Annotated in this window: 12 protein-coding genes; 6 read left to right on the forward strand and 6 right to left on the reverse strand. The window is 72.0% G+C overall.

All coding sequences use genetic code 11. The features are described from left to right. Nucleotides 1–59 precede the first annotated feature (59 nt). Nucleotides 60–1,712 carry an arylsulfatase gene (locus tag ACIBX3_RS32610; RefSeq protein WP_397123687.1) on the forward strand — a complete coding sequence of 551 codons (1,653 nt, stop codon included), beginning with the start codon at nt 60–62 and terminating at the stop codon, nt 1,710–1,712. 4 nt (nt 1,713–1,716) lie between these two features. Here the strand turns inward: ACIBX3_RS32610 and ACIBX3_RS32615 are convergent, their stop codons facing one another. The 6 genes from ACIBX3_RS32615 to ACIBX3_RS32640 form a co-directional block, all read right to left on the reverse strand. Then, entirely contained in the window at nt 1,717–2,253 is a 537-nt protein-coding gene (locus ACIBX3_RS32615; protein WP_397123689.1) for an NUDIX hydrolase family protein, read from the reverse strand. A gap of 138 nt (nt 2,254–2,391) precedes the next feature. Further along, complete coding sequence (nrfD, locus tag ACIBX3_RS32620) at nt 2,392–3,393, reverse strand: NrfD/PsrC family molybdoenzyme membrane anchor subunit (RefSeq protein ID WP_397123691.1); 1,002 nt, start codon at nt 3,391–3,393, stop codon at nt 2,392–2,394. Then, entirely contained in the window at nt 3,390–4,235 is an 846-nt protein-coding gene (locus ACIBX3_RS32625; protein ID WP_397123693.1) for a 4Fe-4S dicluster domain-containing protein, read from the reverse strand. The genes nrfD and ACIBX3_RS32625 overlap by 4 nt, the downstream gene beginning before the upstream one ends. Before the next feature lie 3 nt (nt 4,236–4,238). Beyond that, nucleotides 4,239–7,466 carry a formate dehydrogenase gene (fdh, locus tag ACIBX3_RS32630; protein WP_397123751.1) on the reverse strand — a complete coding sequence of 1,076 codons (3,228 nt, stop codon included), beginning with the start codon at nt 7,464–7,466 and terminating at the stop codon, nt 4,239–4,241. A gap of 69 nt (nt 7,467–7,535) precedes the next feature. Continuing rightward, complete coding sequence (locus ACIBX3_RS32635; protein WP_397123695.1) at nt 7,536–8,948, reverse strand: rhamnulokinase family protein; 1,413 nt, start codon at nt 8,946–8,948, stop codon at nt 7,536–7,538. Beyond that, the gene (locus ACIBX3_RS32640) at nt 8,945–9,946 is read right to left on the reverse strand and encodes a LacI family DNA-binding transcriptional regulator (protein ID WP_397123697.1); all 1,002 of its coding nucleotides are present in this window, start codon (nt 9,944–9,946) and stop codon (nt 8,945–8,947) included. Before ACIBX3_RS32640 ends, ACIBX3_RS32635 begins: the two co-directional genes overlap by 4 nt. A 451-nt stretch (nt 9,947–10,397) precedes the next feature. Between ACIBX3_RS32640 and ACIBX3_RS32645 the strand changes: the two genes are divergently transcribed. The 5 genes from ACIBX3_RS32645 (at nt 10,398) to ACIBX3_RS32665 (ending at nt 18,923) form a co-directional block, all read left to right on the forward strand. Next, nucleotides 10,398–12,326 carry a beta-galactosidase gene (locus ACIBX3_RS32645; protein ID WP_397123699.1) on the forward strand — a complete coding sequence of 643 codons (1,929 nt, stop codon included), beginning with the start codon at nt 10,398–10,400 and terminating at the stop codon, nt 12,324–12,326. Between the two features lie 213 nt (nt 12,327–12,539). Then, nucleotides 12,540–15,233 carry a twin-arginine translocation signal domain-containing protein gene (locus ACIBX3_RS32650; protein WP_397123701.1) on the forward strand — a complete coding sequence of 898 codons (2,694 nt, stop codon included), beginning with the start codon at nt 12,540–12,542 and terminating at the stop codon, nt 15,231–15,233. A 143-nt stretch (nt 15,234–15,376) separates the two neighbouring features. Continuing rightward, on the forward strand, nt 15,377–15,694 hold the full coding sequence (locus ACIBX3_RS32655; RefSeq protein ID WP_397123703.1) for an L-rhamnose mutarotase: 318 nt from the start codon (nt 15,377–15,379) through the stop codon (nt 15,692–15,694). 10 nt (nt 15,695–15,704) lie between these two features. Next, a complete protein-coding gene (gene rhaI, locus ACIBX3_RS32660; protein ID WP_397123705.1) occupies nt 15,705–16,862 on the forward strand; it encodes an L-rhamnose isomerase in 1,158 nt (385 codons plus the stop codon). Nucleotides 16,863–16,868: 6 nt separating this feature from the next. Further along, nucleotides 16,869–18,923: a bifunctional aldolase/short-chain dehydrogenase gene (locus ACIBX3_RS32665; protein WP_397123707.1), complete on the forward strand. Its 2,055-nt coding sequence runs from the start codon at nt 16,869–16,871 to the stop codon at nt 18,921–18,923. Nucleotides 18,924–18,950 lie beyond the last annotated feature (27 nt).

The following is an 18,950-nucleotide window of genomic DNA, read 5'->3' on the forward strand; positions in this document are numbered from 1 at the left end:
GACAGAGTTCGCCTGCGATTTGCCCGCCATTCGCCTGGGGCTCCGATATGTTGCCCTTCGTGATCAACGGGCCCTCTCGCCGTGCCGTGCTCGCCGGAACCCTCGCCAGTCTCGCCGCACCGTCCGCCGCCGCACCGTCCGCCGCCGCGGCGGCCGCTCCCGACGGCGACCTGCCGTCGCGCCCCAACATCGTCGTCATCCTTGCCGACGATCTCGGCTGGGGTGAGATAGGCAGCAACGGACAGCGCCTGATCGACACGCCGAACCTGGACCGGATGGCGGCCGAGGGCGTCCGGTTCACGACCGCGTACTCGGGGGCGCCGCTCTGCGCCCCCTCCCGCTGCGCCCTGCTCACCGGGCTGCACGCCGGGCACGGCACGGTCCGCGAGAACCCCGAGGGCGGGCCCCAGCACTCGCTCACCGACGCCGACCTCACCTTCGCCGAGCTGCTGCAGCTGTCGGGCTACCGGACGGCGTGCATCGGCAAATGGGGCTTCGGCCCCGAGGCGTCCGGCCAGGCCTCGCACCCGAACATGCGCGGCTTCGACGAGTTCTTCGGCTACATCGGGCACCGCCACGCCCACCAGTACTTCCCCAAGTACCTGTGGGACAACGGCGCCAAGGTGCGGCTGGACGGCACGTCGTACGCGCCGCACCTGTTCCGCAAGCGGGCGATCGAGTTCATCCGGCAGGAGGGCGAGGGCCCCTTCCTGCTCTACTTCGCCAGCACCCTGCCGCACTCGCCGAGCGTCATCGCCGGCGACGCCGGGCCGTACGAGGACATGCCGTGGACCGGCCCCAACCGGCGCCACGCCGCGCAGGTGGCGCGGCTCGACAACGACGTGGCCGCGCTGCTGCACGCGCTACGCGGGACGGGGCTCGCCGAGCGCACGCTGGTGCTGTTCACCAGCGACAACGGCCCGCACCGGGAGAGGGGCGTGACGCCGGAGCTGTTCGACTCCAACGGCCCCTTCCGCGCCGACAAGCGCGACGTGTACGAGGGCGGCATCCGCGTGCCGCTGATCGCCTGGTCGCCCGGGCTGCGCTCGCGCGTGGTCAAGCAGCCGGTGGCGGCCTGGGACGTGCTCCCGACGCTGGCGGACGTGGCCGGCGTCCCTGCCCCCGCGCATCTCGACGGTCACTCCTTCCGCGGCCTGCTCACCGGTGACGGCGCGCCCAGGCACGACCACCTGGTGTGGAACCGGCCGGACAAGGCTCAGGCGATCCGCCGCGGCCGGTGGAAGGCGATCAGGTTCGCCCCGAACATCGCCGGCGCCGGACCCGAGGGCCGGATCGAGCTGTACGACCTGTCCACGGACCCGGGCGAGCAGCGAGACCTCGCCGCGGAGCGGCCCGACCTGGCCGGCGAGCTGCTGGCCACGCTGGACGCGTCGATCGGGGACGACCCGCGGATCGCGTACGGGCTGAAGACGGAGATCACCGGCGACGAGATCGTCGTGACGCTGCACAACGGGTCCGCCGTGCCGTGGAACGAGGTCAGGCTGGGCATCGACGGGCCGCGCCGGGCCCGCGCGCACACCGTGGCGCGGGTGGACCCGGGGATGGCGATCTCGGTCGGCTTCCCGCTGCCCGCCGCGCGGCGGGGCCGCGTCGTCGCCCGCGCCGACTTCGAGGCCGGCGGCCGCTCGCAACTCTTCCGCAAGCCGCACCGCCGCACCGCGCTCACGTCCGACACGGTCCCTGACACGTGACCCGTCAGGGCAGGCAGCCGACGTGGGCCAGGGCCTGCTTCAGCAGCACGCCCTGCCCGCCGGGCATCTCCTGCTGGACCATCGGGGACGCCGCCTCCTCGGGCGTGAACCACACCAGGTCCAGGGCGTCCTGCCGGGGCCGGCAGTCGCCCGCGACGGGGACGATGTAGGCCAGCGACACGGCGTGCTGGCGCGGATCGTGGTACGGGGTGACGCCGGCCGTGGGGAAGTACTCGGCGACGGTGAACGGCTGCGGGGACACGGGGATCTGGGGCAGCGCCACGGGACCGAGGTCCTTCTCCAGGTGACGCATCAGCGCGTCGCGGATCCGCTCATGGTGGAGCACGCGTCCCGAGACGAGCGCCCGGCTGACCGTCCCGTCCGACGCGATGCGTAGCAGCAGGCCGACGCGGGTGACCACGCCGGTTTCGTCGACACGCACGGGCACGGCGTCGATGTAGAGGATGGGCATCCGGCCGCGGATGGACTCCAGCTCTTCCGGTGCCAGCCAGGCAGGCGTCGTTTCGGTCTTTTCGGTCATTGGCTGATCGTACGGCCTCGGCCTGCTACCGGCGTACCGGGGCCGCCGGGTCGGGAAGGGTACGGCCCGCCAGCCACGACGCCGTGCAGATGACCAGCACGATGCCCAGGAACGGCAGGTATTCGACGATCTTCCGGTTCATGTGAGATCACGCTCCGCTCTCGTTGTCGCCAGCCGCCTGCGCTGCGGCTGAACGGTGTACTTCGGGTCGTTGGCCGACTCCGTCCCGGCCCGGAAGATCCCGAACCGGGTGCACGCCGACCCCGCCAGCAGGGCCGCGCCCGCGGCGACGGCCGCCATCCTGCTGCGCCGGCCGACGGTGATCCCGGCCAGCGCGCCCGCCAGCGACAGCGCCTCGCCGGCGCGCAGCAGCCTGCTGCGTTTGAGCGGTTCGGCCAGCGCGCCGAGCCGCCGCTCCATCCGGGTCGCGGCGGCGCACTCGGCCGCCGCGCCCAGCAGCGCCGCCCGCCGGGCCGGGCCCGCCTCGGCCGTCGGCGTGGCCAGCATGCCGAGCCCGCCCGCCGCCGCGGCCGCGGAGCCGGCGAACAGGAACGGCATCTCGCGGTACCCCTCGTGCCAGACGGGCACGGCGGTGTCGCAGATCAGCACGGCGGTGTACGTGGCCACCGCGGACCCGGTCAGCCCGGCCCCGACGGTGGCCGCCCGCCCCAGCCGGGGCAGGCGCCCCGTCACGTCGGTGGCCGCCGCGCATCCGGCCTGCGGCCCGTACGCGGTCAGGATCCACGTGCCGACGCTCATCGGTGAGGTGACCTTGAACACCCGCAGCATGTTGGCGAACCGGCCGGGCCGGCCCAGGTCGTGGATCAGCGAGTACAGCGACCCGCCCAGCGCGCACAGCGCCCCGGTCTTGGCCGCCCTGGCCAGGCGCGGCCGGCCGGTCAGCGCGGCGGCGGCCGCCAGCGCGGAGGAGGCCCCGGCCAGGCCGCCGAGGAACAGGTAGCCGGCGATGTCGGGGGCCTTCCAGGTCGGCTCGTTCAGCACCGGCCGGCCGTAGTAGGAGGCGGAGTCCGGCGTCGGCGGCACGGCGTGCTCGCGCCTGCGACCGGCGGAGCCCGGCGTGGCCTCGCGCTCGGTCCTCAGCTCGGCCGATCCGTCCAGCCGCACATCGGTCTGGCTCACAACACCCTCCCTCGCCCGGCCACGGCCTCCCGACGCCTCCACGACGCCGCGGCCACCCCGGCCAGCAGGGCGAGGGCCGCGACCCCGGCGTGCCGCCACATCGACGGCAGATCCCTGGTGGTCACGACCGGGTCGGGCGGCAGGCCGTACACCTCCGGCTCGTCGAGCAGCAGGAAGAACGCGCCCGCGCCGCCCACGCCGTCCCCGCTGTCGTGGCCGTACAGGCGGGCCGACGTGACCCCGGCCGCGCGCACCTGCTCCAGCCGCCGCTCGGCCCGCTCGCGCAGCTCGTCCAGGTCGCCGAACTGGATGGAGTCCGTCGGGCACGTCTTGGCGCAGGCCGGCTCCTGCCCGGCGCCGAGCCGGTCGTAGCACATCGTGCACTTGGCCGCCGTGCCGCCGCGCTCCCGCGTGCCGATCACCCCGAACGGGCAGGCCGGCACACAGTAGCCGCACCCGTTGCACACGTCCTCCTGCACCACCACCGTGCCGTACTCGGTGCGGAACAGCGACCCCGTCGGGCACACGTCCAGGCAGGCGGCGTGCGTGCAGTGCTTGCACACGTCGGAGGCCATCAGCCAGCGGAAGTCCTGCTCATCGAGCCCCGGCTCCTGGTGGCCGAGCGGGCGGCGCTGCTCGACGAACGCCACGTGCCGCCAGGTGCCGGCGTCCAGGCCCTGGGTGTTGTCGTACGACATGCCGGTGAAGACCAGGCCGTCCTCGGGCACGGCGTTCCACTCCTTGCACGCCACCTCGCACGCCTTGCAGCCGATGCAGATGCTCGTGTCGGTGAAGAACCCGACCCGCCCGGCGCCGAGCCGCTCATCCAGGTCGAAGGCCATTCCTCACGCCTCCGTTCCGGTGTCGCCGGTCACGCCGGCCCGTTGCCGGTAGGACTCGACCAGCTCGGTCAGCGCCGCGCCCCGGGGCCGCCGGCCGGGGCGGATGTCGGCGGACAGCGCCTTGACCTCCTGGATGTGCGAGTTCGGGTCCAGCGAGATCGACGACAGCTCGTTGGCCGCGTCGCCCCTGGCCAGGCCGTTGGGCCCGAAATGGAACGGCAGCCCGATCTGGTGCAGCGTCCGCCCGTCCAGGCGCAGCGGCGCGATCCGGTCGGTGACCAGCACCCGGGCCTCGATGGCGCTCCGCGCGGTGATGATCGTGGCCCAGTCGCCGTGCACCAGCCCGCGCTCGGCGGCCAGCTGCGGCGACACCTCGCAGAACATCTCCGGCTGCAGCTCGGCCAGGTACGGCGTGTGCCGGCTCATGCCGCCGGCCGTGAAGTGCTCGGTCAGCCGGTACGTCGTGACCACGTACGGGAAGACCGACGCCCCCGGCTCGTCCCCGCTCGGGTGGTAGCGGTTGTCCTCGTGCGGGTAGAGCTTGCGGGCCGGGTTGCGCTGGTGCCCGTACAGCGGGTTGGCCACCGGCGAGTCCTGCGGCTCGTAGTGCGCCGGCAGCGGCCCGTCCACCACCCCGGCCGGCGCGAACAGCCAGCCCTTGCCGTCGGCCTGCATGATGAACGGGTCGATCCCCGACAGCGCCGCCGCGCCCCGCGCCCCCGGCGGCGGCCGGTAGCCGGGGCTCTTGCCCGCCTCGAAGTCGGGCACGTCGTGGCCGGTCCACCGGCCCGCGTCCGCGTCCCACCAGACGAGCCGCTTGCGCTCGCTCCACGGGCTGCCGTCCGGCCGGGCCGAGGCCCGGTTGTAGAGGATGCGCCGGTTGGCCGGCCACGCCCACGCCCACTCGGCGGCGATCCAGTCCTGCTCGGCGGCCGGTTTGCGGCGGGCGGCCTGGTTGACGCCGCCGGCCCGGACGCCGCAGTAGATCCAGCAGCCGCACGCGGTGGAGCCGTCGCTTTTCAGCTCGGCGTAGCCGGACAGCGGCCGCCCGCGTGCGTCCCAGCCGTTGATCTCGGCCTGCACCGCCTCCGCGTCCGGTTCGGCGCTCTCGCCTTCGACCGGGTAGTCCCAGGTGAGGTCGAGCACGGGCGCGTCCACCGGGTCCCGGGAGCCGGCCAGCTTCTCCCTGATGATCCGCCCCAGGTGGTACATGAACCACAGGTCGCTGCGGGCGTCCCCCTCCGGCTCGACCGCCCGGTGGTGCCACTGGAGCAACCGGTTGGTGTTGGTGAAGCTGCCGCTCTTCTCGGTGTGCGCGGCGGCGGGCAGGAAGAACACCTCCGTGCGGATGTCCTCGGTGACCAGTTCGCCGGTCTCGATCTCCGGCCCGTCCTTCCACCAGGTGGCGCTCTCGATCAAATTGAGGTCGCGCACCACCAGCCAGTCCAGCTTCGCCATGCCGAGGCGCTGCATCCTGGCGTTGGCCGACCCCACCGCCGGGTTCTCGCCGAGCAGCAGGTAGCCCTTGCAGGTGCCGTCGAGCTGCGCCAGCACCGTGTCGTACGTGCTGTGCGACCCCGTCAGCCTGGGCAGGTAGCCGAAGGCGAAGTCGTTGTCCGGCCGCGCCGCCTCGCCCCACCACGCCTTGAGCAGGCTCACCAGGTAGGCGGGCATGTTCGCCCAGAACCCCTTGCGCGACGCGTCCGCCTGCAGGAAGTCCCGCAGCCGCTCGTGCTCGTGCGCGTACGGCATCGGGATGTAGCCGGGCAGCAGGTTGAACAGGGTCGGGATGTCGCTGGAGCCCTGGATGCTGGCGTGCCCGCGCAGCGCCTGGATGCCGCCGCCGGGGCGGCCGATGTTGCCGAGCAGCAGCTGCAGGATGCTCGCCGCCCTGATGAACTGTGAGCCGTCGCTGTGCTGGGTCCAGCCGACCGCGTACACGAACTCCGCCGTCCGGTCGGGCCCTGAGTTCTCCGTGAGGTGCCGGCACACCTGCTCGAACAGCCGGCGCGGCACCCCGCACACCCGCTCGACCATCTCCGGCGTGTACCGGGCGAAGTGCCGCCGCAGCACCTGCAGCACGCAGCGGGGGTGCCGCAGCGTCTCGTCCCGCTGCGGGGTGCCGTCCAGCGGCGCGCCGGTGCCGCCGTGCACCTCGGCGCGCCCCGGCGGCTCCCTGCCGGCCCGCCGCTCGAACTCCTCGTCCCTGGCGCCCGAGGCGGGGACCGCCTCCATGCCCTCGTACTGCCAGGTGGTGCGGTCGTAGGTGTGGTTGCCCGGGTCGAAGCCCGAGAACAGGCCGTCGAGGTCCTCGGCGTCGCGGTAGTCCTCGCGCAGGATCGTGGCCGCGTTGGTATAGGTGACGACGTACTCGCGGAAGTACAGCTCGTTCTCCAGCACGTGGTTGATGATCCCGCCGAGGAAGGCCACGTCGGAGCCGGCCCGGATGGGCACGTGCAGGTCGGCCAGCGCGCTGGTGCGGGTGAAACGCGGGTCCACGTGGATGATCACCGCGCCGCGCGCCTTGGCCTCCATCACCCACTGGAAGCCCACGGGATGCGCCTCGGCGAAGTTGGAGCCCTGGATGACCACGCAGTCCGAGTGCTGGAGATCCTGCATGAACGTGGTGGCGCCGCCCCGCCCGAACGACGTGCCGAGCCCCACCACGCTCGAGCTGTGGCACACCCGGGCCTGGTTCTCGATCTGCACCACGCCGAGCGCCGTCAGCAGCTTCTTGATGAGGTAGTTCTCCTCGTTGTCCAGCGTGGCGCCGCCCAGGCTGGCGATGCCCATGGTCCTGGCGGTGCGCCTGCCGTCGCGCTCCTGCTCCCAGGTCTCGCGCCTGGTCGTGATGATCCGGTCGGCGATCATGTCCATGGCGGTGGCCAGGTCGATCTCCTGCCAGTCCGCCGCGCCCGGCGGCCGGTAGAGCGCCGTGCGCCGCCGGCTCGAGCCGGTGGTGAGCTGGAGGGTGGCCGCGCCCTTCGGGCACAGCCGTCCCCTGCTGATGGGGGAGTCGGGGTCGCCCTCGATCTGGACGACCTTCTCATCGCGTACGTAGACGTTCTGGGCGCAGCCGACCGCGCAGTACGGGCACACCGACTTGACGACGCGGTCCGCCGTGGCCGTACGCGCGCGCAGCGCCGCCGTCCGGGCGGACTTCACCGCCTGCCCCCGCCCGTACCGGTCCTTGCCGGTCAGCTGCCGCAGCAGCGGCCACCCGAACTCCATGACACCCCCGATGCCCCTGGTCCGACTCTTGCCCTCGGCGGACAGGACGAAAACCCAGGTCAAGGGGGGTCAGCTGACGCGGGAGGCCGCCTCCGCCCAGGCGGCGGCGTCGCCGGAGGGCTCGTAGCGGCGCAACGGCTCGGCCGCGGCGACCAGCGAGCGCATCTCCGCCAGATCGGAGACCAGCCCCGCCGCGCGGGCCTGCACCAGCACATTGCCGAACGTGGTCGCCTCCGCGGGCCCGGCCACCACCGGCAGCCCGCAGGCGTCCGCGGTGAGCCGGCACAGCAGCTCGTTGCGGGACCCGCCGCCCACCAGGTGCACGACCTCGACGTCGCGGCCCGACAGCTCCATCGCCTGCCGCACGGCCTGCCGGTGCCCGAGGGCCAGGCTCTCCAGCACGCACCGCACGTACGCGGCCGGCGTGGAGGGCGGCCGCTGCCCGGTGCGGCGGCATTCGGCCGCGATCCTGGCGGGCATGTCGCCCGGCGGCAGGAACACCGGCTCATCGGGGTTGACCACGGCGGCGAACGGCCGCTCGCCCGCCGCCGCCTTCAGCAGGTCGCCCAGGTCGGAGCCAGGCCAGGCGCGCAGGCACTCCTGCAGCAGCCACAGGCCCATGACGTTGCGCAGGTAGCGGACGGTGCCGTCGATGCCGGCCTCGTTGGTGAAGTTCGCGGCGCGGCTCTCCGGCGTCAGCACCGGCCCCGGCAGCTCCACCCCGGCCAGCGACCACGTGCCGCACGAGATGTAGGCGAACGCCGGCCCCGTGGCGGGCACCGCGACGACGGCCGAGGCCGTGTCGTGCGAGCCCACCGCCCGGACCGGGGCCGACCAGCCGATCTCGGCGGCCACGTCGCGACGCAGCCCGCCCACCGCGTCGCCCGGCTGCCGCAGCGGCGGGAACAGCCCGGACGGCAGGCCCAGCCGTTCGATCAGGGGTGACGCCCACGTCCTGGTCCGCACGTCGAGCAGGCCCGTGGTGGAGGCATTGGTCACCTCCGCGCCCACCTCGCCGGTCAGCCAGTAGCCGAGCAGGTCGGGGATCAGCAGCATCGTGGCCGCCTGATCGAGCCGGTCGGCCAGCAGCTGGTAGATCGTGTTGAACGGCAGCACCTGCAGGCCGGACACGTCGTACAGGGCTTCCGCACCGACCTCCTCGGCGACCCGCTCGGCCACGCCCCGCGTACGGTCGTCGCGGTAGTGCACCGGGTTGCCCAGCAGCGCGCCCGACTCGTCCAGCAGCCCGTAGTCGACCGCCCACGAGTCCACGCCGATCGACGAGACCGGCCCCGCGGCCCGCAGGCCCGCCAGGATTTCCCGGTAGAGGCCGAGGATGTCCCAGTAGAGGCGGCCGGCCAAGCGGACCGGGCCGTTGGGGAAACGGTGCGCCTCGGTCAGCTCCAGACCGTCCGACAGGTCGGCCAGCATCACCCGGCCGCTGGAGGCGCCCAGGTCCACGGCGGCGAAACGGCGGCTCATTGCGTCGACTCCCTCGCGACCAGCTCTGGCTGGAACATGATGTGCTGGTGGGCGTGGGTGTCCGGGTTGTCGCACTCGTCCAGCAGCAGCTCGGTGGCGATGCGGCCGAGCTGGTAGGTGGGCTGGCGCATCGAGCTCAGCGACACCGTCGAGGCGGCGGCGAAGTCGATGTCGTCGTAGCCCATCAGCGCCACGTCCTCCGGCACCCGTACCCCCGCCCGCAGCAGCGCGCGCAGCACGCCGAGCGCGAGCAGGTCGTTGGCGCAGAAGACGGCCTTCGGCAGGGGACCCGCGATCAGCTCGACGGCGGCCTTCTCGCCCGCGCGCGCGGTCATGGTCGTGGCCTCCACCACCCGCAGGTCGTCGGGGTCGAGCCCGGCGGCCCGCATCGCCTGCTTGGCGCCCTCCCGGCGCTCCAGGCACTGCCTGATCGTCAGCGGGCCGGTGACGTACGCGATGCTGCGCGCGCCCTTGGACAGCAGGTGCGCGACCGCGGCCCGGCCGCCCGCCACGTCGTCCACCGCGACCGCGCACTGGTCGGGCCGGTGCGCCGGATGGTCGACGAGCACGACGCTGATGCCGTTCTCGCGCAGCCGGTCCAGCCGGGCCGGGTCCTCCCCGGACGGGGTGATCAGCACGCCGCGCACCCGGTGCTCGGCCAGCACCCGCAGGTTGCGCTCCTCCTTCTCCTGGGAGCCCGCCGAGTTGCCCAGGATGACGGCGTAACCCAGCTCGCTGGCCACGTCCTCGACCCCGGCCGCGACCTCGGTGAAGAACGGGTTGCCGATGTCGATCACGCTCAGGCCGATCGTCCTGCTGTGCCCGGCGCGCAGCGTCGAAGCCGAGCCGTGCCGGACGAACCCCAGCTCGCTGATCGCCGCCTCCACACGCTCCCGTGTGGCGGGGGCGACTTTGCCGGGCCGGTTCAGTACGTTGGAGACCGTGCCGGGGGAGACGCCGGCGTGCGCGGCGACGTCCTTGATGCTGACCATGGCCATGGGGCCCAATTAAAACGTACAAACCCAGGGGATGCCAGTCAGTGCGTCGACACCGCCGTGGACCGCGCTCCAGGGTCTCGCTGCGGTAGTAAAACGTTCTATTGCTGGAGAGACTCCAGGGCCGCGCCGCCATCGCAGGGCCGCGCCGTGCCCGCGCACACCCCTCGTGGCCGCCGCGCCGGGCCGCGACCCACCTCGCCGATCGCGGCCACGATCCCGGCGGTGGCATTGAATCGATTCTGTAGCGAGGCGGGCACACCGTGGCTTTCCGGGGGCCGCGCCAGGGCCGAACACGCCCTGGCCATCGGCAATTTCATGGCTGCTGGCCAGCGGAAACGGTCTCACGGACATGACGAAGGTCTTGTGCGGGCGCTGCAATGAACGTTTTAATCCCCCGTAAACGCTGGCATTACAAGCTGTGAGCGCTAACAGCTACTCGAAAGGCAGGCTCATGCCGGATGTCATCGCCTACGGCGGGGACTGGAATCCCGAGCAGTGGCCCGAGGAGACGTGGGAGCAGGACGTCGCGCTGATGCGCGAGGCCGGCGTCAACCGGGTCAGCGTCGGGATCTTCTCGTGGTCCATGATGGAGCCCGCCGAGGGGGTGTTCGACTTCGACTGGTTCGACCGCGTGATGGACCTGCTGGCCGGAAACGGCATCCAGGCCAACCTGGCCACCCCCACCGCCTCGCCGCCGCCCTGGTTCTCCGACGCCTACCCCGAGGCGCTGCCCGTGGACGCCGACGGGCGGCGCCTCCACCACGGGAGCAGGCAGGCCTTCTGCCCCAGCTCGCCGATCTACCGCGAGAAGGCCCTGCGGATCGCCGAACAGCTCGCCACCCGCTACGGCGGCCACCCGGCGCTGGCGATGTGGCACGTGCACAACGAGTACGGCTGCCACAACGCCCGCTGCTACTGCGACACCTCGGCGGCGGCCTTCCGTGCCTGGCTGCGCGCCCGCTACGCCTCGCTCGACGCGCTCAACGACGCATGGGGCACCGCGTTCTGGTCCCAGCGCTACAGCGACTGGGCCCAGATCCTGCCGCCCCGCGCCACCCCCAGCTTCACCAACCCCGGCCAGCAGCTCGACTTCCGCAGGTTCAGCTCCGACGCGCTCATCGAGCTGTACGTCGCCGAACGCGACGCGCTCAAGGCGATCACCCCGGACGTGCCCGTGACCACCAACCTCATGGCCGGCGCGCACTGGGACATGGACTGCTGGGCCTTCGCCGCCGAGCTCGACGTGGTCTCCACCGACCACTACCTGATCGGTGCCCGCGCCGAGCCGCACATCGACCTGGCCTTCGCCGCCGACTTCGCCCGCTCGCTGAACGCCGGACGGCCCTGGCTGCTGATGGAGCACTCCACCAGCGCGGTCAACTGGCAGCCGCGCAACCTCGCCAAGACGCCCGGCGAGCTGCGCCGCAACTCCCTGCAGCACCTGGCCAGGGGCGCGGACGGGATCATGTTCTTCCAGTGGCGGGCCTCCCGCGCGGGCGCCGAGAAGTGGCACTCGGCGATGCTGCCGCACGCCGGGACCAACACCAAGATCTTTCGCGAGGTCGCCGCGCTCGGGGCCGAGCTGGCCGGGCTCTCCGGCGTGGTGGGGAGCACGGTCAAGGCCGACGTGGCGATCCTGCTCGACCACTCCAGCGTGTGGGCCCAGGACCATCCCGCCCAGCCCACGGCCGACCTGGACCCCGTCGAGGAGACCAAGCGCTGGCACGCCGCGCTGTGGCGGGCCGGCGTCACCTGCGACCTGGCCCACCCCGAAGGCCCTCTGACCGGCTACCGCCTGGTCCTGGTGCCCGCGCTCTACCTGGTGAGCGACGCGGGCGCGGCCAACCTCGAGGATTTCGTCCGTCGCGGCGGGGTGGCGCTCGTCGGGCCGTACAGCGGGATCGTCGACGATCACGACCGGGTACGGCTGGGCGGCTACCCGGGGGCGTGGCGTGACCTGCTCGGGGTGACCGTCGAGGAGTTCTTCCCCCTGGACCGGCCGATCCGGCTGGAGTCGGGGGCGACGGGGACGGTGTGGAGCGAGCTGGCGCACGCCACCGGGGCGAAGGTCCTCGACGCGTACGTCACGGGCGAGCCGGCCTGGACGCGCAACGAATGGGGCGACGGCGCCGCGCACTACCTGACCACCCGGCTGGACGACGAGGCGCTGGCCCAGGTCCTGTCCGCGGTCTGCGCCGAGGCCGCCGCCGGGCCCGTCGTCTCGGCGGCGCCCGGCGTGGAGGTGGTGCGGCGCTCGCACCCCGACGGCCGCTCGTTCCTGTTCGCCATCAACCACACCCAGGAGGACGCCGCCGTGACGACGCCCGCCGGTGCGAAGGTCACCGTGCCGGCCGGCGACGCCGTCGTCCTCCCCACCTGACACCCGGCTCCGCACCCCGATGACCTGCCAGTCCCAGACCCGCTCCGGCCCAGGCCGCCTGACGACTCCGCGGTGCTCCGGCACCGGCCGTGGTGGCAGGGTGTCCGGCGCCGTGCCCGGGTCCGGGCGGTCTCATGTCCGTGGGGAAAGCGCTTCCCGGAAGAGCGCGCCATTCCGCCGATCACCCCCCTTCCCGTACGGAGGTCCATCTAGATGTCAGAAATCTCGAGAAGAGACGCGTTGAAGGGCATGGCCGTGGCCGGAGCCGCCGTGCCGATGGCCTCGATGCTGGAGTCGCCCGCTCTGGCGGCCCTGGACATCCCCGACGTCACCCTGCGCTGGCTGGAGGACAAGCCCGCCGAGACCCCCGGCACCACCTGGGGCGTCCCCTGGCCCAAGGGCATGGTGCCCAAGGAGCAGCAGTTCGCGCTCACCGCCGGCGGCGCGGCCGTGCCCGTGCAGACGTGGCCGCTGGCGTACTGGCCGGACGGCACGCTCAAGTGGACGGCCCACGCCATCAGCCCCGAAGCGCCGACAACGGAGACGTACACGCTGCGCCCCGGCACCGCCGGCGCCCCCGCCAAGCCGGTCACGGTCAAGAACGAGAAGCAGTACGTGGACGTGGACACCGGCGTGATCCGCGTCCGCGTCCGCAAGAACGGCAGCGAGCTGATCTCCCAGATCTGGCGCGGGGAGACCGAGATCGCCCGCAAGGGCCAGCTCGTCAGCCTCCGGCAGGGCAAGATCGACGACGGCGACGACCGCACCACCGAGGTGGACGCCTACCTCAGCGACATCGCCAAGGTCGAGGTCGAGCAGTCGGGCCCGGTACGCGCGGTGGTCAGGATCGAGGGGCGCCACACCTCCAAGAAGGGCAAGTCCTGGCTGCCGTTCACGATCCGGCTCTACTTCTACGCCGGCGCGGAGAGCGTGCGCATGGTGCACACGTTCGTGTTCGACCGCGACGGCCAGCACGACTTCATCGCCGGCCTCGGCGTGCGCTTCCGCGTCCCGATGCGCGACGAGGCCTACAACCGGCACGTCCGCTTCGTCGGCGACGGCCACGGGCAGCTCGCCGAGGCGGTCAAGGGCATCACCGGCCTGCGCCGCGACCCCGGCGCGGCAGTCCGGAAGGCGCAGGTGGCCGGGCAGAGGCTGCCCGACGTCGCCACCTGGGACACCCGGGTGAGCAGCCGTCTCCACCTCATCCCCGACTGGGGCGACCACACCCTCTCCCAGCTGTCCTCCGAGGGCTTCACGCTGAAGAAGCGCACCAAGAAGGGCTACGGCTGGGTGGCCGTCGACCAGGGCAAGCGGGCCTCGGGATTCGGCTACGTGGGCGGCGTGAGCGGCGGTTTCGCGTTCGGCATGCGCGACTTCTGGCAGCGCCACCCCACCCAGCTCGACATCCGCGCGGCCGCCTCCGAGGAGGCCGAGGTCACGGTCTGGATGTGGTCCCCGGACGCCGGGCCGATGGACACCCGCTTCTACCACGACGGGATGGGCCAGGACACCTACCCCGAGCAGATCGAGGGCCTCAACATCACGTACGAGGACTACGAGCCCGGCTTCGGCACGCCGCTCGGAGTCGCCAGGACGACCGAGCTGACGTTCTGGGCGCTGGCCGCCACTCCCGACGCGGCCCGGCTGTCGGCCATGGCCGATGCCGTGCGCACGCCTCCGCTGCTCGTCGCCCCGCCCGCGCACCTGGCCGCGGCCAAGGTGTTCGGCGGCCTGTTCAGCCCCGTCGACCGGTCCACGCCGGCGAAGAAGACGATCGAGGACCGGCTCGACTTCCTCTTCGACTACTACAAGAAGCAGGTCGAGCAGCGTCACTGGTACGGGTTCTGGGACTACGGCGACATCATGCACACCTTCGACGAGGACCGGCATGTGTGGCGCTACGACATCGGCGGCTACGCCTGGGACAACTCCGAGCTCTCGCCCGACCTGTGGCTCTGGTACGCGTACCTGCGCTCGGGCCGGTCCGACGTCTTCCGCTTCGCCGAGGCCATGACCCGGCACACCGGCGAGGTCGACGTCTACCACCTGGGGCCGTGGGCCGGGCTGGGCACCCGGCACAACGTCCAGCACTGGGGGTGCAGTGCCAAGCAGCAACGCATCTCGACCGCCGTCTACCGGCGCATCTTCTACTTCCTGACGGCCGACGAGCGCACCGGTGACCTGATGCGGGCGCTGGTCGACTCCGACAAGACGTTCCTGGCCATCGACCCGCTGCGCAAGATCCGTACGGCGCCGTACGAGCCGGACCCTCAGGCGCTGGCCATCGGCCTGGGCACCGACTGGAGCGGCCTGGCCGCCGCCTGGCTCACCGAATGGGAGCGCGGCGGCGACCCGATCGCCGAGAAGAAGCTCAAGGCCACGATGCGGACCATCGCCGCGATGCCCAACGGCTTCGTCACGGGCGAGGGGCTCTACAACATCAACACCGGCGAGTTCGCCCCGGCCGAGAAGAAGGTGGCGGTGTCCCATCTGTCGGCGATGTTCGGGCAGGTCGAGATCTGCGCCGAGCTGATCGACCTGGTGGACATGCCGGACTTCGAGAAGGCGTGGCTGCAGTACTGCCGGCTGTTCAACGCCACCAGGGCCGAGCAGGCCGCCGAGACCGGGGCCCACTTCGGCAACCTGATCCTCAAGCAGGGGCACTCCAGGCTGACGGCGTACGCGGCGGTCCGGCTCAAGCGCGACGACCTCGCGACCCGGGCCTGGACGGAGTTCGCCACCGGCGACGGGTACGCCCCCACCCTGCCGTGGAAGTCCGAGAAGGTCGCCACGACGCTCAACCCGACGGACGAGGCGGCCTGGGTCTCCACCAACACCACCGCCCTGTACGGCCTGGCCGCCATCCAGAACCTCGCGCTCGTCGGTGAGAAGCTCACGCCATGATCGGTCACGAAGGGCGGATTAAAACGTATCACCGCGACGCCTGCGATCTCCGTCCCGCACGGGACCCGGTATCGCATTGACAGCGAGCACCAGGAATCATAGTTTCCTGCACGGAGGATTAAAACGTTTTGAAGGGAGTGCCAGTGCAACGCGTCTGCTTCCTGCTGAAAGTCCGTCCGGAGCGGCTGGCGGAGTACCGCGAACGCCACCGGGACGTCTGGCCGGAGATGCGAGAGGCGCTGTCGCGCACCGGCTGGCACAACTACTCGCTCTTCCTCAGGGACGACGGCCTGCTCGTGGGCTACCTGGAGACCGAGGACTTCGAGGCGGCGAAGAAGGCGATGGCCGAGACCGAGGTCAACGCCCGCTGGCAGGCCGAGATGGCGCCGTTCTTCGAGGACCTCGACGGCCGCCCCGACGAGGGCATGGCACCGCTGACCGAAGTGTTCCACCTGGATTGATCGGGGACCAATGACTGACATCAAGGCCGCGCTGCGCGCACAGCACATCGAGACGCCGTCCTGGGCGTACGGCAACAGCGGCACCAGGTTCAAGGTGTTCGCGCAGAAGGGCGTGCCGCGCGACCCGTACGAGAAGCTGGCCGACGCCGCCCAGGTGCACGCCTACACGGGCGTGGCGCCCACGGTCGCCCTGCACATCCCGTGGGACAAGGTGGACGACTACGCCGACCTGGCCCGGCACGCCAAGGACCTGGGCGTCGGCATCGGGGCGATCAACTCCAACGTCTTCCAGGACGACGACTACATGCTCGGCAGCGTCACCCACCCGTCCGCGCGGGTGCGCCGCAAGGCGACCGACCACCTGCTCGAGTGCGTGGACATCATGGACGCCACCGGCTCCGACACGCTGAAGCTGTGGTTCTCCGACGGCATCAACTACCCGGGCCAGGACGACATCCGCGCCCGCCAGGACCGCCTGGCCGAATCGCTCGCCGAGGTCTACGACCGGCTCGGCGACGGCCAGCGCTTCCTGCTGGAGTACAAGCTGTTCGAGCCGGCCTTCTACGCCACCGACGTGCCCGACTGGGGCACCGCCTACGCGCACTGCGTCAAGCTCGGCCCCAAGGCCCAGGTGGTCGTGGACACCGGGCACCACGCGCCGGGCACCAACATCGAGTTCATCGTGGCGTTCCTGCTGCGCGAGGGCAAGCTCGGCGGGTTCGACTTCAACTCCCGCTTCTACGCCGACGACGACCTGATGGTCGGGGCGGCGGACCCGTTCCAGCTGTTCCGGATCATGTTCGAGGTGGTGGGCGGCGGCGGGTTCGACCCGGCCGCGGGGGTGGCGTTCATGCTGGACCAGTGCCACAACATCGAGCCCAAGATCCCGGGCCAGATCCGCTCGGTCATGAACGTTCAGGAAGCGACGGCCAAGGCGCTGCTGGTCGACCGCGAGGCGCTGGCCGCCGCGCAGGCCGAGGGCGACGTGCTGGGCGCCAACGGCGTCTTCATGGACGCCTACAACACCGACGTGCGGCCGCTGCTCGCCGAGCTGCGGGAGGAGATGGGCCTGGCGCCCGACCCGATGACCGCCTACGCCAAGTCCGGATATTTCGAGAAAATCGTCGCCGAGCGTGTCGGCGGCCAGCAGGCCGGCTGGGGGGCCTGAAGCACCATGCCTGAACACATCGGAGACGTTGTCAACGAACTGCTGGAACGCTCGCACCGCCTGGGAGCCGACCCGCGCAACACCAACTTCGCCGGCGGCAACACCTCGGCCAAGGGCAACGCGCCCGACCCGGTCACCGGCGAGGAGGTCGAGCTGCTCTGGGTCAAGGGCTCCGGCGGCGACCTGGGCACGCTGAAGGAGTCGGGCCTGGCGGTCCTCCGCCTGGACCGGTTGCGCGCGCTCAAGGGCGTCTACCCGGGCGTCGAGCGCGAGGACGAGATGGTCGCCGCGTTCGACTACTGCCTGCACGGCAAGGGCGGAGCCGCGCCGTCCATCGACACGGCCATGCACGGCCTGGTCGAGGCCGGCCACGTCGACCACCTGCACCCCGACGCCGGCATCGCCATCGCGACCGCCGCCGACGGCGAGGAGCTGACCAGGCGCGTCTTCGGCGACCGGGTCGTGTGGGTGCCGTGGCGCCGGCCCGGCTTCCAGCTCGGCCTCGACATCGCCGCGATCAAGGACGCCAACCCGCAGGCGATCGGCTGCGTCCTCGGCGGCCACGGCATCACCGCCTGGGGCGCCACCTCCGAGGAATGCGAGTCGCGTTCGCTGGAGATCATCCGCACCGCCGAGGCGTACCTGAACGAGCACGGCCGGGAAGACCCGTTCGGCTCGGTGATCTACGAGACGCTGCCCGAGGCCGAGCGCCACGCGCGCGCGGCGGCCCTCTTCCCGGTCATCAGGGGCCTGGCCTCCGCCGACGTCCGCACGGTCGGCCACTACACCGACACCTCCGAGGTGCTGGACTTCGTCTCCCGCTCCGAGCACCCGCGGCTGGCGGCGCTGGGCACCTCCTGCCCCGACCACTTCCTGCGGACGAAGGTCGCCCCGCTGGTGCTGGACCTGCCCCCGGACGCGCCGCTGGAGCAGGCGGTCGAGCGGCTGCGCGAGCTCCACGCGGAATACCGCGAGCAGTACACCGCCTACTACAACCGGCACGCCACCCCCGACTCGCCGCCGATGCGCGGCGCCGACCCGGCGATCGTGCTGGTGCCGGGCGTCGGCATGTTCTCCTTCGGCAAGGACAAGCAGACCGCCCGGGTGGCCGGCGAGTTCTACGTCAACGCCATCAACGTCATGCGCGGCGCCGAATCCGTCTCCACGTACGCGCCCATCCCCGAGTCGGAGAAGTTCCGCATCGAGTACTGGGAGCTGGAGGAGGCCAAGCTCCGCCGCATGCCCAAGCCCAAGCCCCTGGCCACGCGCGTGGCGCTGGTCACCGGCGGCGGCTCCGGCATCGGCGCGGCCACCGCCCGCCGCCTGGCCGCCGAGGGCGCCTGCGTGGTGATCGCCGACCGCGACCTGGGCGCCGCCGAGAAGGTGGCGGCCGAGATCGGCGCCAACGCCTACCGCGTCTCCGACGTGGCCGTGGCCGCCGGCGTGGACGTCACCTCGGAGGAGCAGGTCGCCACGGCGGTACGCGCGGGCGTGCTCGCCTTCGGCGGCGTGGACCTGGTCGTCAACAACGCCGGCCTGTCGTTGTCGCGGGCGCTGCTGGAGACGACCCTGGCGGACTGGGACCTGCAGCACGACGTCATGGCGCGCGGCTCGTTCCTGGTCTCCCGGGAGACCGCCCGGGTGATGATCGACCAGGCCATGGGCGGCGACATCGTCTACATCTCCTCCAAGAACGCCGTCTTCGCCGGCCCGAACAACGTCGCCTACGGCGCCGCCAAGGCCGACCAGGCCCACCAAGTCCGCCTGCTGGCCGCCGAGCTCGGCGGGCACGGCATCCGCGTCAACGGCGTCAACCCCGACGGCGTGGTCCGCGGCTCCGGCATCTTCGCCTCCGGCTGGGGCGCCAACCGCGCCGCGGTCTACGGGGTCGAGGAGGAGAAGCTGGGCGAGTTCTACGCGCAGCGCACCCTGCTCAAGCGCGAGGTGCTGCCCGAGCACGTGGCGGCCGCGGTCTTCGCCCTCACCGGCAGCGACCTCACCCACACCACGGGCCTGCACGTTCCGGTGGACGCGGGCGTGGCCGCCGCTTTCCTCCGTTAGAAGGCTCCCTTCTTTCATCAGTGACTC

It is taken from the genome of Nonomuraea sp. NPDC049480 (assembly GCF_044465905.1).
Lineage (GTDB): Bacteria > Actinomycetota > Actinomycetes > Streptosporangiales > Streptosporangiaceae > Nonomuraea.